The 22,319-nt window shown below is 44.1% G+C and carries 16 protein-coding genes; 11 read left to right on the top strand and 5 right to left on the bottom strand.

Annotation, left to right across the window (positions count from 1 at the left end):
* Window positions 1-374: 374 nt before the first annotated feature.
* The 8 genes from C8D97_RS13685 to tldD all read left to right on the top strand — a co-directional run bounded on the left by C8D97_RS13685 (window position 375) and on the right by tldD (window position 11,753).
* Window positions 375-1,418, top strand: a complete 1,044-nt coding sequence (locus tag C8D97_RS13685) for a rod shape-determining protein (RefSeq protein ID WP_109764360.1) — start codon at window positions 375-377, stop codon at window positions 1,416-1,418.
* 82 nt (window positions 1,419-1,500) lie between these two features.
* Window positions 1,501-2,439, top strand: coding sequence for a rod shape-determining protein MreC (gene mreC / locus C8D97_RS13680; RefSeq protein ID WP_210204959.1), 939 nt, complete (start codon window positions 1,501-1,503; stop codon window positions 2,437-2,439).
* Window positions 2,436-2,924, top strand: coding sequence for a rod shape-determining protein MreD (gene mreD / locus C8D97_RS13675; protein WP_109764358.1), 489 nt, complete (start codon window positions 2,436-2,438; stop codon window positions 2,922-2,924). Before mreC ends, mreD begins: the two co-directional genes overlap by 4 nt.
* Before the next feature lie 2 nt (window positions 2,925-2,926).
* Entirely contained in the window at window positions 2,927-3,538 is a 612-nt protein-coding gene (locus C8D97_RS13670; protein ID WP_109764357.1) for a Maf family protein, read from the top strand.
* Between the two features lie 76 nt (window positions 3,539-3,614).
* Window positions 3,615-5,069, top strand: coding sequence for a ribonuclease G (gene rng / locus C8D97_RS13665; RefSeq protein WP_109764356.1), 1,455 nt, complete (start codon window positions 3,615-3,617; stop codon window positions 5,067-5,069).
* A 14-nt stretch (window positions 5,070-5,083) separates the two neighbouring features.
* Window positions 5,084-9,355, top strand: coding sequence for a YhdP family protein (locus C8D97_RS13660; RefSeq protein ID WP_109764355.1), 4,272 nt, complete (start codon window positions 5,084-5,086; stop codon window positions 9,353-9,355).
* A 67-nt stretch (window positions 9,356-9,422) separates the two neighbouring features.
* On the top strand, window positions 9,423-10,274 hold the full coding sequence (locus C8D97_RS13655; RefSeq protein WP_109764354.1) for a carbon-nitrogen hydrolase family protein: 852 nt from the start codon (window positions 9,423-9,425) through the stop codon (window positions 10,272-10,274).
* Between the two features lie 42 nt (window positions 10,275-10,316).
* Window positions 10,317-11,753, top strand: coding sequence for a metalloprotease TldD (gene tldD, locus C8D97_RS13650; protein WP_109764353.1), 1,437 nt, complete (start codon window positions 10,317-10,319; stop codon window positions 11,751-11,753).
* A gap of 136 nt (window positions 11,754-11,889) precedes the next feature.
* On the opposite strand, the gene C8D97_RS13645 is transcribed toward tldD, so the two are convergent.
* Window positions 11,890-12,291 carry a hypothetical protein gene (locus C8D97_RS13645; RefSeq protein ID WP_109764352.1) on the bottom strand — a complete coding sequence of 134 codons (402 nt, stop codon included), beginning with the start codon at window positions 12,289-12,291 and terminating at the stop codon, window positions 11,890-11,892.
* Window positions 12,292-12,596: 305 nt separating this feature from the next.
* On the opposite strand from C8D97_RS13645, the gene C8D97_RS13640 reads away from it, so the two are divergent.
* The gene (locus tag C8D97_RS13640; protein WP_109764351.1) at window positions 12,597-13,076 is read left to right on the top strand and encodes an Lrp/AsnC family transcriptional regulator; all 480 of its coding nucleotides are present in this window, start codon (window positions 12,597-12,599) and stop codon (window positions 13,074-13,076) included.
* 34 nt (window positions 13,077-13,110) lie between these two features.
* Window positions 13,111-14,316 (top strand): methionine gamma-lyase, encoded by a 1,206-nt coding sequence (gene megL, locus C8D97_RS13635; protein WP_109764350.1) that lies wholly within the window; start codon window positions 13,111-13,113, stop codon window positions 14,314-14,316.
* 217 nt (window positions 14,317-14,533) lie between these two features.
* On the opposite strand, the gene C8D97_RS13630 is transcribed toward megL, so the two are convergent.
* Genes C8D97_RS13630 through C8D97_RS13620 form a run of 3 tightly spaced genes read right to left on the bottom strand, consistent with a single transcriptional unit; the run spans window position 14,534 to window position 19,325 of the window.
* Window positions 14,534-16,624, bottom strand: a complete 2,091-nt coding sequence (locus C8D97_RS13630; RefSeq protein ID WP_109764349.1) for a transporter substrate-binding domain-containing protein — start codon at window positions 16,622-16,624, stop codon at window positions 14,534-14,536.
* 40 nt (window positions 16,625-16,664) lie between these two features.
* Window positions 16,665-17,180 (bottom strand): ribosome biogenesis factor YjgA, encoded by a 516-nt coding sequence (gene yjgA / locus C8D97_RS13625; protein ID WP_109764348.1) that lies wholly within the window; start codon window positions 17,178-17,180, stop codon window positions 16,665-16,667.
* 15 nt (window positions 17,181-17,195) lie between these two features.
* Complete coding sequence (locus tag C8D97_RS13620; RefSeq protein ID WP_109764347.1) at window positions 17,196-19,325, bottom strand: TonB-dependent receptor plug domain-containing protein; 2,130 nt, start codon at window positions 19,323-19,325, stop codon at window positions 17,196-17,198.
* 158 nt (window positions 19,326-19,483) lie between these two features.
* Between C8D97_RS13620 and pmbA the strand changes: the two genes are divergently transcribed.
* Window positions 19,484-20,848 (top strand): metalloprotease PmbA, encoded by a 1,365-nt coding sequence (gene pmbA, locus C8D97_RS13615; protein WP_245411457.1) that lies wholly within the window; start codon window positions 19,484-19,486, stop codon window positions 20,846-20,848.
* A gap of 10 nt (window positions 20,849-20,858) precedes the next feature.
* Here pmbA and mgtE read toward each other — a convergent pair whose 3' ends face one another.
* Entirely contained in the window at window positions 20,859-22,226 is a 1,368-nt protein-coding gene (gene mgtE, locus C8D97_RS13610; RefSeq protein ID WP_109764346.1) for a magnesium transporter, read from the bottom strand.
* Between the last annotated feature and the right edge of the window lie 93 nt (window positions 22,227-22,319).

The raw sequence follows: 22,319 nt of genomic DNA, 5'->3' as shown, positions 1-22,319 counted from the left end.
TCAGTCACTCTGATCGGCAGCGCAAAATAGTAACTCAATTAAATATTATCCTCATTAGATTAATGTTAAGTGTATCCCAAAAATTAGCTTCTGCAGTGATTGGCTCAGAAATTATTCCAGAATAGCCGCGTATAGCCTTTACTTTAGGTTGATTCAAGCCAATAATCTAAGCACTTCATGCTTTGGCTGTATAATTGTCATCTACCGCTTGCAGCAGTAGGGGCAGCTTGTTACATTAGCGCGCTAAGCTGTATCAATACTTGGTTTTGGCTCATCCTACAAGTGGAACCGAATCCACTTAATCAGGTCAAAGATTGCGTGCCAAACAAGCAACGGCAACCCGAATTAACACCTAACTGGACTTAATAAGAACGATGTTAAATAAAATACGCGGGCTATTTTCTACCGATCTATCCATCGATTTAGGAACCGCCAACACCCTGATTTATGTTCCTCAAAACGGCATAGTCTTAAACGAACCTTCTGTTGTTGCTATACGGCGTGAAAGAAATGGCAACAAGTCGATTGCTGCCGTTGGTCAGGAAGCAAAAATGATGTTGGGCCGTACGCCAGGTAATATTGAAGCCATTCGACCCATGAAAGATGGCGTAATCGCCGACTTTGAAGTCACTGAAAAAATGTTGCAGGAATTTATACGTAAAGTTCACGACAGCAGCTTTTTTATGCGTCCGAGTCCCCGTGTACTGGTTTGTGTGCCCTGTGGATCAACACAGGTAGAGCGCCGAGCTATCCGTGAGTCCGCTTATGGTGCGGGCGCCAGAGAAGTGTATCTGATTGAAGAACCTATGGCGGCAGCCGTTGGCTCCGGAATGCCGGTGGGTGAAGCTCGCGGCTCCATGGTGGTGGATATTGGCGGTGGAACCACCGAAATCGCTATCTTGAGTCTTAATGGAGTGGTGCAGTCCGAATCGGTTCGAATTGGTGGTGATCGATTTGACGAAGCCATTATTGAATACGTAAGACGCAACTACGGCACCATTATTGGTGAAAGCACTGCTGAACGCATCAAGCATGAAATCGGCACTGCCTACCCAAGCACCGATGTGATGGAAATTGATGTTCGTGGTCGCAATCTTGCTGAAGGGGTGCCCCGTAGCTTTACCATCAACAGTAATGAAGTGTTGGAAGCGCTGCAGGATCCACTTGCGGGTATTATTCGTGCCGTTCGCTCTGTGCTGGAACAATCGCCGCCAGAGCTGGCTGCCGATATTTCTGAGCGAGGATTGGTATTGACCGGTGGTGGTGCACTTATCCGTGATATTGATCGTCTGTTTATGGAAGAAACCGGATTACCGGTTATTATTGCTGAAGATCCACTGACCTGTGTGGCACGAGGTGGCGGAAAGGTTTTGGAAACCATCGAAACACACGGTGGCGATCTTTTCTCGCACGACTAGTCATCTTACTAATTTCTATCTATAATCAAAGACTTAGCTTAATTACATAAGCTAAGTCTTAACTTATGGGTGGAGAGCCGTTATCAAGCCGATTTTTGTCAATCAATCGTCCCATCTTACACGACTGCTTATTGCTGTGGTGCTGTCGGCTATGTTTATGTTTGCCGATCATAAAGGTCAGCACTTAAATACCCTCAGAAACTTCTTATCAACGTTTTTAACACCACTGGTTTATATTGCTGATTTGCCGGGAGAGCTGGCGTTCTGGAGCGGTGATCGTATTCGCTCCCGGGATGAATTATTTGAAGAAAATCAGTCATTAAAAGATGAAGTGTTTATTCTTAGAACCCAGTTGCAAAAGCTGGTGTCACTTAAAGCGGAAAATGCGCAACTCCGAAATCTATTAGGAACCGAGCAAAAAGTGGAAGGGCGCCGATTGGTAGCTGAAATCATTAATGTGGCCCGCGATCCCTTTGTGCATGAAATTTTATTGAATAAAGGCACCAATCATGGTGTGTTTCTGGGGCAAGCGGTTCTCGATGCCTACGGTGTAATGGGACAGGTGTCTCAAGTATCCATGCTGACCAGTCGGGTTTTGTTGATAACGGATCCGCGCCACGCCATTCCGGTACGGGTTGAGCGCAGTGGCGAACGCAGTGTGGCACTGGGAGACGGTCAGTTAGACAATGTTACATTACAGTACGTTCGTAATACCGCCGATATCGAAGTGGGTGATTTATTACTGAGCTCCGGAATTGGCGAGCGTTTTCCTGACGGTTACCCGGTGGCCACTGTTACTGATGTCACCCGTGATCCGGGGGCGCCCTACGCAAAAGTTACCGCAGCCACCGAAGCGCATTTGGCGAGAACCGGGCAGGTGATATTAATATGGCCCGATCAAGAGCTCGATTTAACCACCGAAGAACCCGCTGAGTTGAGCGAGCAAAGCCGATCTCAAGAAAGTCATTCGCAAAACGCCTCTCAGCAAACATCCGATAATAATGGCGGGGGTGGTCTATGAATCCGGGCATTCGAAATAATTACTGGGTGATAGTGCTGTCATTTGCCGTGGCCATGCTGCTTGATATTTTACCTCTGCCAGCTTTTTTACTGCCCTACTGGCCTGAGTGGGTGGCTATGACGCTGCTTTACTGGGTTGTGGCATTACCGCAACGGGTTGGCATTATGACGGCCTGGGTTGTTGGTTTGTTTGTTGACGCTTTGCAAGGCTCGGTGCTTGGGTTGCATGCCCTGAGTCTGTCGGTGATGACATATTTTGCATTGGTGTTGTATCAACGTGTTCGATTATTTCCACGTTGGAAGCAATCGCTGGTGATCGCCATGTTAATTGGTATCTATATGTTACTGGCGTTAATTCTTAAAAGTCTGACGGTAACCGTAGAAAAGCAGTTCAGTTACTGGATCCCCATGTTGATCAGTGGTGCTATCTGGACCTGGATATTCATTTTGTTACGAGATATACGTCGCCAATTCAGGGTGAATTAAGCATGACTCCACTAAGCTTTAATAAAGTCTGTCTGGCCTCGCAGTCCCCTAGAAGGCGTCAACTGTTAGAGCAAATAGGGGTTGAGTTTGATGTGCAACCTGCTGATATTGATGAGTCGGTACATAACGGCGAATTACCACAGCAGTATGTTGAGCGAGTGACCAAAGCCAAGGCTTCGGCCATTTGGAGCAGCCCTAACTACGGCCGAAACTATCCTGTGATGGCTTCGGATACAGCGGTGGTTGTGGATCAAAAAATATTAGGCAAGCCTCAGACTCGTGCTGATGGTTTAGACATGTTGGCGCTGTTATCGGGCAGAAGTCATCAGGTTGTTTCCGGTGTTGGCCTGTTGTATCAGGATCGGTTTGGTTATCGCTCGAGCGTAACGGACGTTCATTTTCGAACCCTGACAGAGGCAGACATGCATAATTACTGGTCAACCGGAGAAGGTCTCGATAAAGCAGGGTGTTATGGCATTCAGGGGCTTGCGGCCAGCTTTATCGACAACATCACAGGCAGTTTTTCGGGTGTGATGGGTTTACCATTGTACGAAACCAGTGAGCTGCTGACGGAGTTTTCCGTGCACTTCTGGTTAAACCGTCCTACGGCCTGAACAAAATTAATGAATGTGATCCGGTTAAAGACGGCTCACAGTCACCCCAATAATTAACGGATTGAATTCAAACGTTATGAGTGAAGAGATTCTTATCAATGTTACCCCGCAAGAAACACGTGTAGCGGTGGTTGAGAACGGCATGGTTCAGGAGCTGTTGATTGAACGCAGTCAGAGCCGTGGTTTAGTGGGTAATATTTATAAAGGAAAAGTGAAACGGGTATTGCCGGGTATGCAGGCGGCTTTTGTCGATATTGGTCTGGAGCGCAGCGCCTTTTTACACGCCTCAGAAATAGTCGATCATCAGCAATCGGACAGTGATGATGGCAGTGACGATATTAACCGCCTGTTGCACGAAGGTCAGGAAATTATTGTTCAGGTGATCAAAGATGAGCTGGGCAGCAAAGGCGCACGGCTAACCACCCATACTACCGTCCCCAGTCGTTATCTGGTTTTGATGCCGGAGAATTCACACGTGGGTGTATCGCAACGTATTGAAGATGAGCAGGAACGAAATCGTCTGCGCGATATTTTAAATGAAAAAGAACAGTCTGAAGAAGGTTACATCATTCGTACTGCAGCAGAAGGGGCCGGCGAAAATGAGTTAAGACGTGATGTGACTTTTTTAAAGAAACTATGGGATCGCATTCAAACCCGAATTAAAACCGCTCGTTGTCCGGCGTTAATCTATGAAGACTTGAGTATTGAGTTACGCATTGTAAGAGACATGGTTGCCAGTAAAGTCGAAAAAATTCGTATCGACAGTGAGTCCATGTATGAAAAAACAAAACAATTTGTGAGCGAATTTGTCCCTGAACTGGAACCCCGGTTGGAAGTGTATCAGGGTGGCCGACCGTTATTCGATGTCTACAACGTAGAAGATGAAATACAAAAAGCATTGCATCGTCAGGTTCCACTGAAGTCGGGTGGCTCTTTAATTATTGATCAAACCGAAGCCATGACCACTATCGATGTGAATACCGGGGCTTTTGTGGGTCATCGAAATTTAGAAGAAACAATTTTCAGAACCAATCTTGAGGCTGCGTCTGCACTTGCCAGACAACTTCGGTTAAGAAATCTCGGTGGCATTATCATTATCGATTTTATTGATATGAAGGAAGAAGAGCATAAGCGACAGGTTTTACGAACCCTTGAAAAAGCACTGGAACACGATCATGCCAAAACGCACATAACCGAGGTTTCAACACTGGGGCTTGTTGAAATGACGCGCAAGCGAACACGGGAAAGTCTTGAACGAGTGCTCTGCGAAATTTGCCCTACCTGTTATGGGCGTGGCTCCATCAAAACAGCGCAGACAGTCTGTTATGAAATTTTCCGTGAAATTACCCGCGCAGCACGGGCCTATGAAGCGCAAAAGTTATTAGTGTTAGCATCACAGGATGTGGTGGACTGCTTGCTGGATGAAGAAGCCAGCAGTGTTGCTGAACTGGAATCCTTTATTAAAATCCCGATTCGCTTTCAGGTAGAAACCTTGTATGCACAGGAACAGTTTGATGTTGTTCTTATGTAAGTTGGTTATTTTTGATGGCTATTAAGAAAACACTGGCCAAACTATTAGCCCGTCTCTGGTTATCTCTGGCCGCCGTGATTATTCTTTTGGCGGTTGTGGTCAGTCTGGCTCGCGCTTTTCTCCCTTTTATCCATCTCTATCATGATGACATTGAAGCATTGGTGTCTGACAAGCTGAATGCTCAAGTGACATTTGGCAGCATTAAGGGAGATTGGAAAAATCAGGGTCCCAGCTTGCAGTTGACGGATATAGAAGTTAAATCGCTGGATAACAGCAGTACACCAGTTGCCATGGAAGAGTTAATGATCACCATAAACTTATGGCGTTCTTTATGGCATTTACGTTTTGTCACCGATGAAATTAAATTAATCAACAGTCAAATTGAAATCGATCTGGACTCACTGAGTCAGTCAGTGAGTAAAACTTCAAGCTCAGAGTCGACAGCTGTTTATTCAAGTACCGACTTTTTAGTGGAAACCCTTTTAGGGCAAAACGATGTGGTCTTATCGGATATAGGTTTTAATTTTTATAACCAACAAAAATCTTACCCGGAATTAAAAATTAACCAGTTGGTTATTAATAATTACGATGATGTGCATCAATTAACCGGCCAAATTTTACAGCAAGGTGGTGGCGCGCTTAATATCGTTACGGAAATTTACGGCGATCCACGTTTGCCTAACTCGTATATTGAGAGTTATTTGCAAGGTGTCAGTGTTGAGCTGCCTGACCTCCCTTTGTTTGAATCTCTGGTTGCAGGGCGCATAAAGCAGGGCACACTAAGCGGTGAAATTTGGGCAAGCTGGAACTATAAAGGTTGGCAGCAAGTTGTGGCTGATATATCTGTAAATGCTGTCGACTTTTCTATTAAAGAACGATCGTTTTTTTACCCAGATATTTCTACATTGTTAGTTTGGAAGCGTCATTCAAAAGTAAACAGTGAATTTCAATTAAAAAGATTTAAAGCGGTTTCGGAAAGCTCTGGCGACATCGATCTGGCTGGTTTGACGGTTACTGTTAAAAAGGATAAAAGCACTCAGGTAAAACTAAAGTATCAAAACGTTGAACCGGGAAAACTGAATAATATCTGGGCATTAATGATGATAGAGCCCGAGTTACAGGACTGGTTTTTAGAAGCAAACCCTCAGGTTAAAATTAAAGATTTATTACTGACCGTTGAAAAGAAAAATGATAAGTGGGATGTAATTTCGGGCTATATGAATGTGCCGGAAGCCAAGTTAAGTCGAACTTCTATTACGCCGGAATTACCGGTGCTTTCTGGAAAACTTTTTATTAACGATAATAATGTTCGCTACCAATTGAGTGCTGGTGTCGGACAAATTGATTACGGTGACTTGTTTTCCGGGCCTGTAGAGACACAAGCAATGTCTTTACAGGGCGACTTTATTATATTTGATGGTGGCAGTTATCTAACATTTGATGCACTGGACTTAACCTTAAAACACGCCAATATTCTGGCTAGAGGTAACCTTTACTTTCCTGATAATCAATCCGCCGAATTAAGCTTGCAGGCAGAGTTAAGCCAAACAGACCTGGGCAATAAAAAGCATCTGATGCCGGTGGGTATTATGGATGACTCGCTAATCAGTTATCTTAATGAGTCTGTAATGGGCGGCGATTTAAGGCTGGCGCGCTTTAATTTCCAAACAGTGTTAGAAGGCGATATCTTAGAGCACCCTGCAACCACATTCGATATATTAGGTTTTGTTGAAAACCTGGATTATAAGTATCAACCTGACTTCCCAAAGCTTGAACAGCTTAATGTCACAATGTTTTTTGACCAAAATGGCATGTTTATAGAAGCTACTAAAGGAAAGCTTTGGAGTATTAATGTTAGTAAAGCAACCGCGCTCATCAGTGATTTCTCTGCAAAAATACCCTGGCTTGATCTTGATATTGAAGCAACCACGGATCATAAAAGTGCCAGAAAACTGATTAATGAATCCATGCTTAAGCAAATACTTGGCGATCTGTTAAATGATATTCAGCCAGCAGGCACGTTAAATGCGTCAACACAACTTCGTATTCCTTTAGAAGGCGATGGTGATATTAAAGTCGACGGGAAAGTGTCTTTAAACGATAACGATGTTTATTTGCCTTCGCTTGATTTAACACCCGAAAAAGTTACAGGCTCGGTTCAGTTTAATGAGAAAAAAGTATGGTCAAACAATTTATCGGCAGATCTTTTTGGAGAAAAGCAATCCATTACCATTGATACGGAAGATTACGATGGCAGTCAGCGACTGACATTAAAATCCAATGGTAAAGTTAACACCAAAGAGGTTTTAAACTGGTTATTACCTAATAACAAACTCGACGTATCAGGTGACGCTGATATTAAGTTGAGTAGTTGGTTTTGTCTTGAAAAATGCACTGCCGGTAATACTGGAATTTCTATTACCAGTAACCTGGTTGGTACAGAGTTAAGTTTACCACAGCCATTAGGTAAACCATCGGATCAGGAAATGTTGGTAAATGTAACGGTTGATCAAACTGGTGAGCAGCAAAATATAAGGTTTAATGTGGGACAGGATTTAATTGCCAACTTGCAATATAACCAGGACAGTGGTCAATATTATTTATCACAGGGGACACTCTCGTTAAATGAAAAAAATACTGCAGTTGAGCTTATTCAAGATCATTTATCAATTAGTGTTAGCTTAAAGCAAGCTAATCTTGCTGACTGGCTCGACAGTGTAACTGACTTTACTGCGTCCTTTTCTAATGAGAATAGTTCAAATAACAGTGTGAGCAGTAGTGAAGCATTGCCGTTGATCATAAATTTTGAAATAGAACAGTTGTCTGCCTGGGGTATTCCGGTCAATAACGTAACCGCAAAAATGATTGAAGCAAAAGCGGGCGGTTATCAGCTTGACTTTACTTCCGATGATGTAAATGGTCAGGTTAATTTATTGGAACAGGGCGAAGTTGAACTTGTGTTTGATAAGCTGAGTTTGTCACGTGAACTTCTGGAGAAATTAAGTGCGGATAATAGTGAGCCTTCTAACAATGAAAGTGATTTAAATAAAGATAAAGTAAATAACAAGGAAGTAACATCAAGTGACTTACAACAAGTGGGTGATGTTAAAACTAACTCTGGTTCAGATGCAAAGCATGAAAGTACAAGCAAACCATTAAAAAATGAGTTGGAATCATCATTAGATTTAACAACTCTTCCTGAATTGAAAATTATTTGTAAGCAGTGCTCTATCTATGGTTATGACTTAGGCAAGGTCTCTTTGAATACAAATCCTCATAAAGATGATGCGCAAATTACTGGCCGAATTGAAAAAGATAATCAGCTAAGTGCACCACTTCTTTATACATGGAATAAATCTGATAATGCTTCTGAGCTAAGGGTTCAGTATCACAGTCCTGCCTTAGGAGCTTTGTTACGAAACTGGGGATTTAAGGTAGGGATAAAAGAAAGTCGAGCGGCGGGTGATATAAAACTGACTTGGCCGGGCAGCGTTTCTGACTTTAATGTTGCCAACTTGGGAGGTGGTTTAACCATGTCTCTGAGTAAAGGGTATCTTGAGGAAGTTTCAGACGCCAAAGCCCGTATTTTTTCTTTGTTCAGTTTACAGTCTCTGTTACGTCGACTCACTCTTGATTTTAGTGACATATACAAAGATGGCTTTTTCTACGATTCAATCAATGGACAGTTTGGTATTCGCGATGGTCGAATTATTACTGAACAGTTTGCCATCGATGGCAATGCCGCTGAAGTTAAAATATCGGGTATGGTGGACTTAGGGCAGGAAACATTGGATCAATACGCACAGGTAACTCCTAAACTGACTTCCAGTTTGCCGGTTATTGCTGGCTGGGCTGTTGAGCCAACCACTGGTGTTCTGGTCTGGTTATTGAGTAAAGTGTTTGAGCCAGCAATAGATGTTATTTCAAATATTGATTATCGACTGGTGGGCTCCTGGCAAGAACCTCAGGTTATAGAGTTGAATAAGTCAACCCGAGAAGTTGAGTTAACCGATGACCAGTTAAAAGCGATCCAAAAGGTTCAGCAAAAAGACAATCCCAGTTTGGATGATTTAACGCCCGAAGCTATTGAAAAAGAAAAAGCCAAAGAAAAAGCCAAAGAAAAAGCGGCAAAAGAAGAAGCTAAAGAACACGAAGCTAAGCAAGAAACCAACGAAAATGAAAAGCAAACTATTGAAAGTGATAGTCTCAACCATAAAAGCAACGAGGATGCTGATAATGAAAAGACCAAGACAACACATTCGCCAATAACATTGAAAGCTGCTTAGTTACAAGTTAAATCGCCGACTTCTTTAATGCTAGCGTTAATCAGAAATCATTAATCAGGAGCTAACTATGCCACGCTCAGTCAATGTTTCACTTATTCAAATGTGTAGCAGCGATGACCTTAATAATAATTTGCAAGACGCAGAGCAATTTATTGAGCAGGCTGCTAATGAAAATGCGGATATAATTGTTTTACCAGAATATTTTCCATTTATGGGTCTCAAAGACCGGGATAAATTGCAGCATCAGGAACGATTCGAGCAATCACCTTTAAAGGATAAAGGCGACGATCACGAACAACCAATTCAAACCATGCTTTCTCGGTTGGCAAAAAAGTATGGCGTCTGGATAGTTGGTGGCAGTATTCCTGTACAATCAAATGACGAACAGCGACCTTTTGCGCGGTGTCTGATATATAACACTGAAGGGGAGGCTGTTGGGCACTACGATAAAATTCATATGTTTGATGTCGAAGTGGATGATAAGCATTCCCGTTACTGTGAATCTGCTGGCACTTTGCCGGGTAAAAATCCTGCTGTTGTAGAAACACCTTGGGGTAAGGCCGGATTATCCATTTGTTATGACTTACGTTTTGCGGAGCTTTATCGGCATTACGCTAATCAGGATGTATCACTTATTTTTGTTCCTTCGGCATTTACCGTGCCCACAGGGGCTGCTCATTGGGAAGTCCTGCTACGTGCCAGAGCCATTGAAAACCAAAGCTTTGTGATTGCGGCTGCTCAAGCGGGTGAGCATGCCAACGGACGCAAAACATGGGGACACTCAATGGTGGTAGATCCTTGGGGGCGTATCGTGGGAGAATTGCAGCAACAACCGGGTGTTTTAACACTTGAGTTAGATTTAGATGAACGAACAAGATTAGTGCAAAAAATGCCCGTGCAGCAGCATCGTGTATTGTAATTTTAATGACATCGCTTGATACAAGCGTTAACTAGGTTTTATATGACACATCAACTGGAACAGGTTAAGCGACACTTTTATCAACCAGCGGGCCTGGACGATCAGCAACTGGTTAAAATACTGGAGTCAATGTTGGGGCATAAGGTGGATAATGCCGAGCTTTACTTCCAGAGCATACGCCATGAATCCTGGGGGCTTGAAGATGGCATTGTAAAAGAGGCCAGTTATAACGCCGATCGTGGTGTAGGTGTTCGGGCATTAGCTGGTGAGAAAACCGGATTTGCTTATTCAGAAGAAATTATGTTGCCTGCTCTGGAACGTGCATCCGGTGCTGCAAAAAGTATCGCGCAAAGCGGTTCCATTGCCCGGGTTAATGCCTGGAATTCTCCGGTTGTTACTTCATTGTACGATGATACGGATCCGTTAATTTCGATCAATGAAGAGCAAAAAATTTCATTATTAAAGCAACTTGATGAAACCGCTCGAGCAGAAGATCCCCGCGTTAAACAGGTGATGGCTTCTTTATCTGGCGTTTACGAGCAGGTGCTGGTAGTCGCTTCCGATGGTACATTGGCAGCCGATATTCGACCGCTTGTACGAGTGAGTGTGTCGGTGATCGCCGAACAAAATGGACGCCGGGAACGGGGCAGTGCAGGCGGTGGTGGCCGTTATGATTTTACTTCTTTTGTTACCGATGATCTGACCGGGTACGCGAAAGAAGCCGTACGGCAAGCTTTGGTAAACCTTGAAGCCATTGATGCGCCTGCAGGTGTAATGCCTGTTGTGTTAGGTGCCGGATGGCCAGGCGTGTTATTGCATGAAGCGGTCGGCCATGGCCTGGAAGGGGATTTCAACCGTAAAGGATCTTCAGCATTTTCTGGACGAGTGGGTGAACGAGTAGCGTCACCACTTGTAACTGTCGTGGACGATGGCACCATTAGTAAAAGTCGCGGATCGCTATCCATCGATGATGAAGGAACACCAACCCAGCACACAACACTGATTGAAGATGGCGTGTTGCGAGGTTATATGCAAGACAAACGAAATGCTCGTTTTATGGGGCAGCAGTCAACTGGCAATGGACGGCGTGAATCCTACGCTCACTTACCAATGCCACGCATGACCAACACCTATATGCTGGCTGGAAAGGATCAACCGTCCGATATTATCAAATCGGTTAAAAAAGGTATTTACGCCCCTAACTTTGGCGGTGGACAAGTGGATATCACTTCTGGAAAATTTGTGTTTTCCACCAGTGAGGCATACCTGATCGAAGACGGTGTTATAACAGCACCAGTGAAAGGGGCAACCCTGATTGGTAACGGTCCAGAAGTTATGAAAAAAGTATCCATGGTTGGCAATGATCTTAAACTTGATCCCGGTGTAGGTATTTGTGGTAAAGAAGGACAAAGCCTTCCTGTGGGGGTTGGTCAGCCAACCCTTAAAGTTGATGAGTTGACCGTAGGCGGCACTCAATAAATGTTAAGCGGCTTGAATAACGAGTTTACTGTTATTCAAGCCGCTTTGTGAAACTAAACTGAGTTAAGTTAATATTGTTGGCTTATTGCTGTTAACAGCAATCTAATTTTTGATTTCGGTTACGGTTTGAAGTGAATTATTTTGCCGCTGATATAAGCCATTGCCGAGCAGATAATTGATCAAAACATACTCGCACAGGATAGTTACGACTTTTCACCATTCTCTCCCAGACTAATCCATTGGCTTCTATGGTTTGCGATTTATTAACCACCACAGCCAAACGAAGATCCCTTGGCCAAATCTCACTCATATTTTTAGCCAAAGTGTAACGATCGAGCACTGTGAGCTCACCGATGGCCTTGGAAACATCCACTAATGTACCCTTTACATTGGTGGCAATGCATAATTCCGCTATTTGCTTATTCAGTTGTGATAACGGCTCAAGCGTGAAACTACCCAGATACTCGATCAGATAATAACTGCTTTTAAGGGAAACAATTGCATTATCAATTGCGTTAGGGGAGTGTTGATTCATCATCCGTGCGGTAACAGCTTCCAAAGTTGTACGAGCTGGGCTCTGAGAGTCATAAAATATAATTATATTATAACCTAATCAGTTAAATCGGAGCATAAAAACCCATCAATATGATGATGAATTGTAAAAAATTCGAGATATTATTTCGATTTGATATTTATAGCCGGAGTAGCTGACAAAACAATATTCGGCAAAAAGCCTCAGACAAGTCTTTTATGCAATTATAATTTTGCCTTTTTCTTCTTTATCTTAATAATATTCGCTATTATTGCTTTACCAGTGATTTATATTAAGTTTTAGGCCGTGAGATGATAAATTCTAAGATAGATTTGGATGCTTCTGATATTGCTATTTTAAAGGTTTTGCAACAGCAGGGGCGGATCAGCAACGTGGAATTGGCAGAACGGGTGCACTTATCGCCGCCAGCGACATTAACGCGGCTTAAGCGACTGGAGAAGCAGGGATTGATCGATCGGTTTGTTGCTGTTTTGAACCGACACAAAACCGGACACGATACACTGGGTTTTATTCAGTTGACGCTTTCACTGCATCAGCATCAGCAAATTGTCTCGATTCTTGACACCATTGTTGCCATGCCAGAAGTACTGGAATGCCATAATGTAACCGGCGAGTACGACTATCTACTGAAAGTAGTACTGGAAAATACCCAGGGCCTTGAAGCATTCATATCGAAAAAACTAATTCCTATGCAGGGGTTAGCCAGAGTTCATACCAGCCTGGTGTTGAAAGAGTATAAATCGACCACAGAGCTGAATCTGGATCATTAACGCCTGCTGTTTGAACGATGATTTGAGGTGAACCATGAAGTCGAACCATATTGAAACCAACACTATTCACGCCGGTAAAGTGAAAGACAAGCAGTTTGGCGCTCTGAGTACGCCCATTTATCAAACCTCTACTTACGTATTTGATTCTACCCATCAAGGCGGCGCACGATTCAGTGGTGACGAGCAAGGCTATATTTATGGTCGACTGGGTAATCCAACGGTACGTGAACTCGAACAACGTATGGCAAGTCTTGAAGGTACTGATGACGCTGCCGCGTTAGGCTCCGGGATGGGCGCGGTTTCGGCCACTATATTTGCAATCGTTAATGCCGGCGATCATATTGTGGCGTCGAATGCTTTATACGGCTGCTCCTATGCGTTGCTTGATCACAAATGTCGGCAGCTTGGAATTGATGTCACCTTTGTTGATATCACCAATGAAATGGCGGTACGCAGTGCCATAAAAGATAACACTAAAATGTTATACGCAGAAACGCCCATTAATCCTAATCTGGTTTGTGTTGATCTGGATATGATTGCACGAGTTGCAAAAGAGAAAGGCATTAAGTCGGTTATCGATAATACATTTATGTCGCCAGTATTGCAGCGTCCGGTCGAGCATGGCATTGACTTAATCATTCACAGTGCCACCAAATACCTTAATGGCCATGGCGATGTGATTGCCGGTATTGTGTGTGGCGATCAGGAAATGATTGAAGAAATTAAATTAACCACCTTAAAAGATATGGGCGCTGTGATCAGCCCTCATGATGCCTGGTTGATTATACGTGGATTAAAAACGCTGCATATTCGTGTTGAGCGGCATTGTCAGAATGCCCAAAAGGTTGCCGAATATTTAGAGCAACATCCATCAATTAAAACGGTTTATTTCCCTGGCTTGCCATCTCATGACGGACACCGATTAATTGGTCATCAAATGAAAGCCGGTGGTGGTGTAATGGCGTTTGAAATTGATGGCGATTTTGATAATGCCGTCCAATTTATGGACCAATTAAAAATGTGCAAAATTGCCGTTAGTCTGGGAGATGCTGAAACGTTAATTCAGCATCCTGCTTCAATGACACACTCTCCATACGAGCCTGAAGACAGAAGGGCTGCAGGTATCAGTGATACACTGGTTCGACTATCAGTGGGTCTGGAACACGTAGACGACATTATTGAGGATCTGCATCAGGGATTGAGCAAAGCTTTTACAGGGTTGGTGAAAACAGGTAGTTGATTTTGTGTCAGGTAATTCAGGTTTAGTATTATAATTCAGTTTGACTCAGATATTGCAGACTTAATTTATTCTTTAATTATAAAAATATTTCAAAAATAAAAATGACACCACTTTATTGTTTGATAAAGTGGTGTTTTTATATTTGGTTCATACTTAACGCTGTATCATCAAGTGCAGCATTTTTGAGAGAGCTTCTAAATTAGATTCAACGATATTTTTATCGTGCAATGGTCACGTAACTCAAATAGCGTTGATGAATGTCTCTCACATAATTAACCGGTTCACTGCCGCGGCAATAACCAAAGCGGGTTTTTTTATAATATTTTGGCTTTTGCAATAACAACATGGCTCGTTCCACATTGTTGAACCACACATTGGGATCCAGATTCATTTTTTTTGCCAGTTTTTGAGCATCTTTTACATGGCCGTAACCAGCATTGTAGGCTGCCAGTGCAAAGTAGAGTCTTTCTTCCACAGGCAAGTCACTTGAAAATCGATCCCGAGTCCAGTTCAAGTACTCGACACCTGCAGCGATGGATTCTTTGGGGTCGGTTAAATTGCTGTAACCTAACTCTTTGGCCGTACGCGGTAACACCTGCATTAATCCTTGCGCACCGGCATGTGACTTTGCCTTTGGATTGAATCGACTTTCCTGATACATTTGTGAGGTGATTAGGCGCCAATCGAACTGAAAACGTCTTGCATGTTTTTGCACAACAGGATCATAAGGCGACAGGTTTGAACCCTCGGTAATGCGTTGCTCCCGGTGTTTTTGTTTGCGTTGCTGATTGGCAAAATATTTATTCTTAACGACATTGTAAAAGGTTTGTCGATATTCTTTTCGAATAAACGCATTTAATGCGGCCAGTAATTTTGGATTATTGTCGCGCACCATGTAAGCATAGGGTATGTTTTCATTAAGCGTAATGGGCGCAATAATATCGTCGCGAAAACTTTGCTCAATATCGATAAGATTACTGTCAGCGATGGTCAGCTCAATTGATTGATCGGCCACTTGCCCGATCAGAAGTTCGGTTGATAATGACTCATCCGCGGCCATTACTTTTGCGCCATGACTTTTTGCTAACTCCTGAGCTGTGTGCCAGAACGCACTGGATTGGCGGACACTAATAGTTTTCCCATTCAAATCGTCGAGTGTCTTTATGTTTGAACTGGCGTGAGCCACTATTTTTTCGGATACACGATTGTATCGAATACTGAAGTTGTGCTTCTGTTGTCGCTGCTCGGTTCGTGATACGGCTGCTGCAATAACATCTCCTCGCCCACTGCTGAGTAAATCAAGCATTTCCTGGTATTCGTCGGCAACAATGACATCGAGTTTTATATTGTGTTGCCTGGTAAACTCTTTCATCAAGTCGTATTCGAAACCCATTAATTCTCCGCGCCATAAAAAATAAGTTTCCGGGCTATTGCGTGTGATCATACGCAATGTCAGCGGCTTACTCTTAATTACGTTTAGATCATGCGTGCGAACAACTTGAGTTGATTGTTCAACGTGGTGGGCCGATATAAAATCATTCAGTTTTTGTAGAAACTCCCGGTTATGTTTATGCAGTGCCCAGGCTTGTGTTCTTTGTTCCGGTAATGTTTTAACGATGCGAATATCGTCGCGATAGTCGAGTAATGTATCCACCGCAGATTGATCAAGCACAGAGAAATCGATGGCTTTTTGTGCAATCCTATCCGCCAGGTCATCAGCACTTAGGGATTTTTTTAAATAGTGAATATTCCAGTTGGCTGAAAGTTGTTTGATCGAATCCACATAGGAAGTACCTTCGGGCAGATGTACCGTGACAATTTCGTCTTTTGTTAAAGGTTTTGCCTCAGCTCTACCGATAACGACTTCGGTGTCTTGTGCCAGTTTATCGGTAAAGGCAACACGTTGATCACGTTGCTCAGTAACCGTCAAATGACGGGGGATTATATCGGCTTCGAATTTATCCAGAGCATCAAACATTTGTTTGATGCTGTCCACCATAACCCATTGAACATTAAGTTGATGAAACTCGGCAAAGTCTGTTAATAACTGACGGTGAAATAAACTGGTGGAACCAGAACGAGGTAAATGGTTTTCGTCTTCCCAGGCTAACTTTAAAGCTCTGATATAGCCGGAGCGTTTAATATTGTCCCAGCTTCGGGGGGCATGAAATTTTTGACTGGTCGACTGGCTTGCTTTGTTGTCTGAAGGGGATTGTTGTTCTGTGATTTGTTGATCGGAGGATTGCTCTTCGCCACAGCTGACAATACAGATTAAAGAAAACAATACAATGAATATTTTTTTTAACATACTTCCCCTTTTTATAAAGCTGTGCAAAGACGAGTTTCAATTACTCAAACGTCTCCAGATATTGAATCAATTTTTCTTTATGTTTAGCTGGCGCTTTTAACGCATTGCGTATTAATTGTCGTAATTGTTGACGATCACAATAATCGTATTGTTGAACAAAGGTTTCCGGATCCTGCTGTTGTTCAATAAGTTTTGTGTACCACTGTTCTGCAAAAGACGGATTTTGATTGGTGTCGACCAGTGGCTGACCGGCCTTATATCGGGTATAGGCAAGCTTTACCGGCTCCAGATCAATTTCGCGCAGCAGTTTGCCAATACGTTTAAAGTGTCGCTTTTTGGCTTCGTTGCCCTTCATACGATCAAGATCGGAAAAGGCTTCCAGTATCTTCTCATTTAAGGGTAGTTTTTTAAGGTTAGCCATACTGAATTCAGCTAACTCCATACCAAACCTGGTGATATCCCGCAGCTCGTCTTTTATTTGTGATTTACTTTTTAGTGTGTCGTCTTGCTCGTCATCGGTTAGCTCAAGCGGCAGATCTTGTTCGTTTTGAGTCATGATTCAAATGGCCAGTTACCAGTTAAGTGAAACAGTGGCGTATATTTTATCAGGATTTGTGTAAACACTCCTTAAATCCAGCAAATGATTATCATCAAATCTGTGTTGATAGGTCAATCGAGTCGTCAGTAACACAGCATTGAAGTCAAAGGTATAGGCAACTGAGGAATCAAAACGCTTAAAGTCGACGGCAAAATAATCGTCATAGTAGTAGAAGCTATTGCTCCATTTAATCTGGTTATCAAATTGATGGAAGCCATTTATCGACCAGCTACTTTTGGCTCCGCTACGGTTGTAAAAAGGATTGCTGCTGTTGTATCGATCGACATAGCTGTTGCCTAAAGAGAGTCGTGTATTAGGGGCAATATGCCAGCTAAATTGTGCTTCTACTCCTTTCATTGAAACCTGCCCCGAGTTTTCCAGATCAAATTGTTGTACCATCGTTTTGCCTTCAAGCAGGTTATACAGTGTTTCGTGGAACAAGCGGATGTCCAGCTCAATACTTTGATCAAAGCTATGGTAATACCAACCTGCTTCCCAGGTTCGAATGTCTTCGTAGTTAAGCTCACCAGGGCTATCACTGTGCTGGTAATAGAGCGCATTAAAGCCTGCACCGTTTATCGATACAGGTTGTCCACTTAAGTTTTGAATATCACGCAGTGTGTAGCTCCGTTGGCTGTCCTGCTCAAATAAGTCCGGGCTGCGGTTGGCTCGGCTAAAAATAAAGCGAAAACTTTGTGTCGAATTAAACAACCAGTTAACCGCAAGTCGAGGTGTCAGTGTGTTGCCGATCATGCTGTCATTTTCGTACATGGCACCAAGATTAACTCGCCATTTTTCTGCAGGCTTAAGCTCTATATTGGAAAACAGACGCCAGATATCTTTTTCTGACAGGCCATTAAAATAGCTTTCAGACTCGGCTTCGTCATGACGATAATTAAGGCCGGTAACGATTCGAGTATTTGGTGAAACGCGGGCAATCCACTGAGCTTCTGTGTCTATCCGTCGCTCGGTCATGTTTTGATTCGCGGTACCACAAACCGTATCGGCACCATTCTGAAACAGCCGTTGATAAGCTAACATGGCCTGTGCGTTAATGTCGGCGTCATTACTGTCTGGTGGCGGTGCAGGTAAGTTGGGTAGAAAAACACCGTCGGTGTATTCCGGGCTGAGTGAAAACAGGTCGTACAGCTCGGTGGATAGAAACAGTGCAGGCATACATGTGACCCAGTTCTCAGACAGTTTTGTGTGGCTGGAGGACGCCTGCAATTTCAGTTCATTTTGTGAGTCGATATGGTTGTTATAGGTGAGGTGTATAAAACTGTTTTTGGTGGTTTGCGGGTGAAAGTCCGTCAACTCACCCGGATCGATATCATCCAGTTGCCGCTCATTATCGGACGCACCCAGTTGAATTCGTAAATAATCGTTATCGGAGTGGTGCCAGATAAGGTCGGAAGCGATAAAGACGCCGTCGTGGGCATCGTATCGCTCGCCGCCTGTGGATGATGTTTCAAAGCCATCATCTTGATGCCGACTAAGGGTTACATCGTAAGCAAAGTCACCCAATTGGCTGGCGTATTTAATGCTCGCATCACTTATGCCGTGGTTACCCTCGGTAATTGAGGCCTGGCCGCCCAGCTGATCTTCCGGATGAAACGTGATGATATTAATAACGGCCAGATAACTGTTGGCGCCATACATGGCAGTATTTGGGCCCCGTATGACTTCAATTCGAGAAATTTTTTCAATCGACAGCGGCAGATCTTCCCATAAAATTCGAGCCAGCGCAGGCTGATAAATTGAGCGGCCATCCACCAATACTTGCAGGTGACGGCTGTTTTCGCTTGCCAGGGCATGATATCCCATTTCTGGTGAGTGACCTCGCTCGTAGCCCACATAAAGGCCTGGTACCAGTCGTAATACTTCGGCAATGGAGCGGGCCCCTAACTGCTCGATGGTTTGCTGATCGATCACCGTAACGGCTGCCGGTGTTTCACTTTTGGGTTGTTTCAGTCGAGTGGCACTGAGTACTACCGGAAAGTCATCATTGAGCAATTGATCGAGGCTTTGGTCGCTGGCCGCTGTGCTGCCAGGTGGCGTAGAGACGGCTGTAAGCAGCGCCAGCAGGGATAGGGGCGCTTTCATCGCATTGCCTCTGAATCATGACTTAATAAGGATTGGGTTAGTGGCAACAGTAAGAGCATGATATTATTCATAAATTATTGTTAGCTTTTATTGTCGGTGCATTCACACTAAGTTTAGTTGGGCATTGGCAAAATTTCATTATTTTCCTGGGAGTTTCTGTGACCGATCAAACTGCTGCGTCGTTAGACGCCATTGATATGGCTGAAAAGATCACTGTTTTACAACAGGTTTGTGACAAAATTTTAACCTTGGCTAAAGAGAAAGGTGCCAGCGCAGCCGAAGTCGGGGTCAGTCAGGATAACGGGCTCAGCGTACAGGTGAGAGGTGGTAGCGTCGAAACGGTTGAGTTTAATCAGGACAGCAGTTTTGGCATCAGTGTTTTTTATGGCCAGCGAAAAGGTATGGCAACCACCACCGACACCCGTGATAAAGCCATTGAAGAAGCGGTTGAGAAAGCATGTAATATCGCAAAGTTTACCTCGCCCGATCCATACTCCGGATTGGCGGATGCCGAATTAATGGCCTCCGATATTACCGATCTGGATCTGGATCATCCGAGTGATTTATCGGTGCAAGATATGATAGGCCTGTCGCTTCGCTGTGAGTCGGCAGGATTGAGTTTTGATAAACGCATCAGCCAGTCTGATGGTGCCGGTATTTCTGGACACAGAAACGCGCGTGTTTATGCCAACAGTCATGGTTTTATGGGCGAATCGAGCAGCACTCGCTATAGCATGAGCAATGTACTGATTGGTAATACAGTTCAAGGGATGCAGCGTGAATACTGGTACACTCTGGGACGGAAAATAGAGCAGCTGGAAACGCCAGAGCAGGTGGGTAAAAAAGCCGCGCAGCGAGTAATTGAGCATCTGGGTGCCCGCTCCATTAAAACTGTTAAAGTGCCTGTGTTAATGGTGCCGGAAATTGCACGAGGCTTATTTGGGCATTTCTTAAGTGCTATACGGGGCAGTGCTTTGTACCGTAATGCTACCTTTTTACCGGATTCCATTGGTCAGCGTATTTTCCCGGAGTTTATTCGAATTGATGAGCGGCCTCGCCTGGTGGGAGGGCTTGCGTCCAGTTGTTTTGATAATGAAGGTGTTGCCACCTTTGATCGCGATATTATTGATCAGGGAGTGCTGCAAAGTTATGTGCTGGGCAGTTACTCTGCTCGAAAACTCGGGTTAAAAACCACTGCTAATGCTGGTGGACTGCACAATGTATTTATCAGTCATAATGATTTGAATTTTAAACAGTTGTTAGCGGAAATGGGCTCTGGCCTTGTGGTCACCGAGGTGATGGGGCAGGGGGTCAATATGGTCACCGGCGACTATTCTCGTGGTGCTGCTGGGTTCTGGGTTGAGCAGGGCGAAATAAAGTTTCCGGTTCACGAAGTGACCATTGCAGGTAATTTAAAAGACATGTTTAACAACATTCGTTGCGTCGGTAATGATCTTGATCACCGTTCTTCGGTGTTATCTGGCTCGGTATTAATTGACGGTATGACCGTTGCTGGCAGTTAGTGTTCTACAGCTAAACAAAAAACAGAGTAGCGAAACCAAGCAGGGTGAAAAAGCCCACCACATCGGTAATGGTGGTGAGTATGACGCCGCCCGACAGGGCCGGATCCATATTAAATTTTCTTAAGATCATGGGTAAAGTGGCACCAGCGAAAACACCGACGATCAGGTTAACCACCATGGCACCACCAATGGAGATAGCCAGCATAGGTGCCTGAGGCAAATCCTGAAACCAGAAATAAGTTAGTGTGCCCACTGCCACTGCCCATAAAATACCGTTAATAACACTCACACCCAGCTCTTTCATAATCAACCAGCGACTGTTGCCTGCCACTACATGCCCCAGTGAAATACCCCGTATCACCAGCGTTAGAGTTTGTGTACCGGCAACACCGCCCATGCTGGGCACTATGGGCTGCAAGATTGCCAGAGCCGTTACAACCTGAATAGTACTTTCAAAAATACCAATGACCTGAGCTGCCACTAATACTGTCAGCAGGTTGATACCCAGCCAGATGGCCCGTCGTCTGGCTGAAGACCAGACAGGCGCAAAGGTGTCATCGGCTTCATCTAGACCGGCCATACTCATTAATGAGTGTTCGGCTTCTTCACGTATAACATCCACCACGTCATCAATGGTGATGCGACCTAGCAGGCGGCCTTCTTCATCCACTACAGGAGCCGATAATAAATCACGACGTTCGAATATTTGCGCAACTTCATTCGCCGGCATGGTAGCGAGAATGGTTTCCACATTATCGTTTAATAACTCTTCCACCAAAACTTCTTGCCGGCTGGTGATTAAAGAGGCGAGGCTGACAGCACCCAACAGTCGGTCGTGTGTGTCCACAACATAAATACTGTCGGTGGTATCGGGCAGGCCTTTCATTCTTAAATAGCGGGAAACCACATCAACGGTGACCTTTGGACGAACCGTTATGGTATCCAGATTCATCAAACCGCCGGCGGTGTCTTCCGGGAATATCAGGGCGGCTTCAACGCGATGGCGATCCTGCTCGCTCATGGATGCCATAACTTCCAGATAGACGCTTTCTGGAAGTTCACCAAGAATATCCGCCAGATCATCGACTTCCAAACCTTCCAGAGCCTGGGCCAGGTGTTCCGGTGCCATTTGATCGACAAAGTGATTTCTAATTTCGTCGTTAAGGTAGTTTAAGATGTCGCCTTCACGCTCAACATTGACCAGTTTCCAGAGCAGATTTCGGGCGCGGGGCGGTGATGATTCTAGCAGGTGCGCCACATCGGAGGGTGGCATTTCGTTAAGCATCATACGAACATGAACAAACATACCGCTGTCGAGAGCATCATTCAGTTGCTGCAGTTGATCAATGGGTTGTTCTTGTTCGTATGATTCGACCATTAATCCTCCAATGGCGGCAGTATTTGATTAAAAAACCAGAATAAGCAATAGCTTACAGTGTGATGATTATAGCGTTTCTAGCAATATAGTCGA

Source organism: Pleionea mediterranea, from assembly GCF_003148745.1.
In the GTDB taxonomy this organism is placed as follows: Bacteria; Pseudomonadota; Gammaproteobacteria; order Enterobacterales; family Kangiellaceae; genus Pleionea; species Pleionea mediterranea.
Note: the sequence above shows the minus strand (reverse complement) of the source record. Positions and strands in the feature narration are given on the sequence as shown.

Excerpts from the sequence above, each read along its gene's own strand:
- C8D97_RS13640 (WP_109764351.1), top strand. The coding sequence starts at position 12,597 with ATGATAAATTCTAAGATAGATTTGGATGCTTCTGATATTGCTATTTTA.
- mreD (WP_109764358.1), top strand. The coding sequence starts at position 2,436 with ATGAATCCGGGCATTCGAAATAATTACTGGGTGATAGTGCTGTCATTT.
- rng (WP_109764356.1), top strand. The coding sequence starts at position 3,615 with ATGAGTGAAGAGATTCTTATCAATGTTACCCCGCAAGAAACACGTGTA.
- C8D97_RS13685 (WP_109764360.1), top strand. The coding sequence starts at position 375 with ATGTTAAATAAAATACGCGGGCTATTTTCTACCGATCTATCCATCGAT.
- C8D97_RS13630 (WP_109764349.1), bottom strand. The coding sequence starts at position 16,624 with ATGTTAAAAAAAATATTCATTGTATTGTTTTCTTTAATCTGTATTGTC.
- mgtE (WP_109764346.1), bottom strand. The coding sequence starts at position 22,226 with ATGGTCGAATCATACGAACAAGAACAACCCATTGATCAACTGCAGCAA.
- tldD (WP_109764353.1), top strand. The coding sequence starts at position 10,317 with ATGACACATCAACTGGAACAGGTTAAGCGACACTTTTATCAACCAGCG.
- C8D97_RS13660 (WP_109764355.1), top strand. The coding sequence starts at position 5,084 with ATGGCTATTAAGAAAACACTGGCCAAACTATTAGCCCGTCTCTGGTTA.
- C8D97_RS13620 (WP_109764347.1), bottom strand. The coding sequence starts at position 19,325 with ATGAAAGCGCCCCTATCCCTGCTGGCGCTGCTTACAGCCGTCTCTACG.
- C8D97_RS13655 (WP_109764354.1), top strand. The coding sequence starts at position 9,423 with ATGCCACGCTCAGTCAATGTTTCACTTATTCAAATGTGTAGCAGCGAT.
- C8D97_RS13670 (WP_109764357.1), top strand. The coding sequence starts at position 2,927 with ATGACTCCACTAAGCTTTAATAAAGTCTGTCTGGCCTCGCAGTCCCCT.
- megL (WP_109764350.1), top strand. The coding sequence starts at position 13,111 with ATGAAGTCGAACCATATTGAAACCAACACTATTCACGCCGGTAAAGTG.
- C8D97_RS13645 (WP_109764352.1), bottom strand. The coding sequence starts at position 12,291 with ATGATGAATCAACACTCCCCTAACGCAATTGATAATGCAATTGTTTCC.
- yjgA (WP_109764348.1), bottom strand. The coding sequence starts at position 17,180 with ATGACTCAAAACGAACAAGATCTGCCGCTTGAGCTAACCGATGACGAG.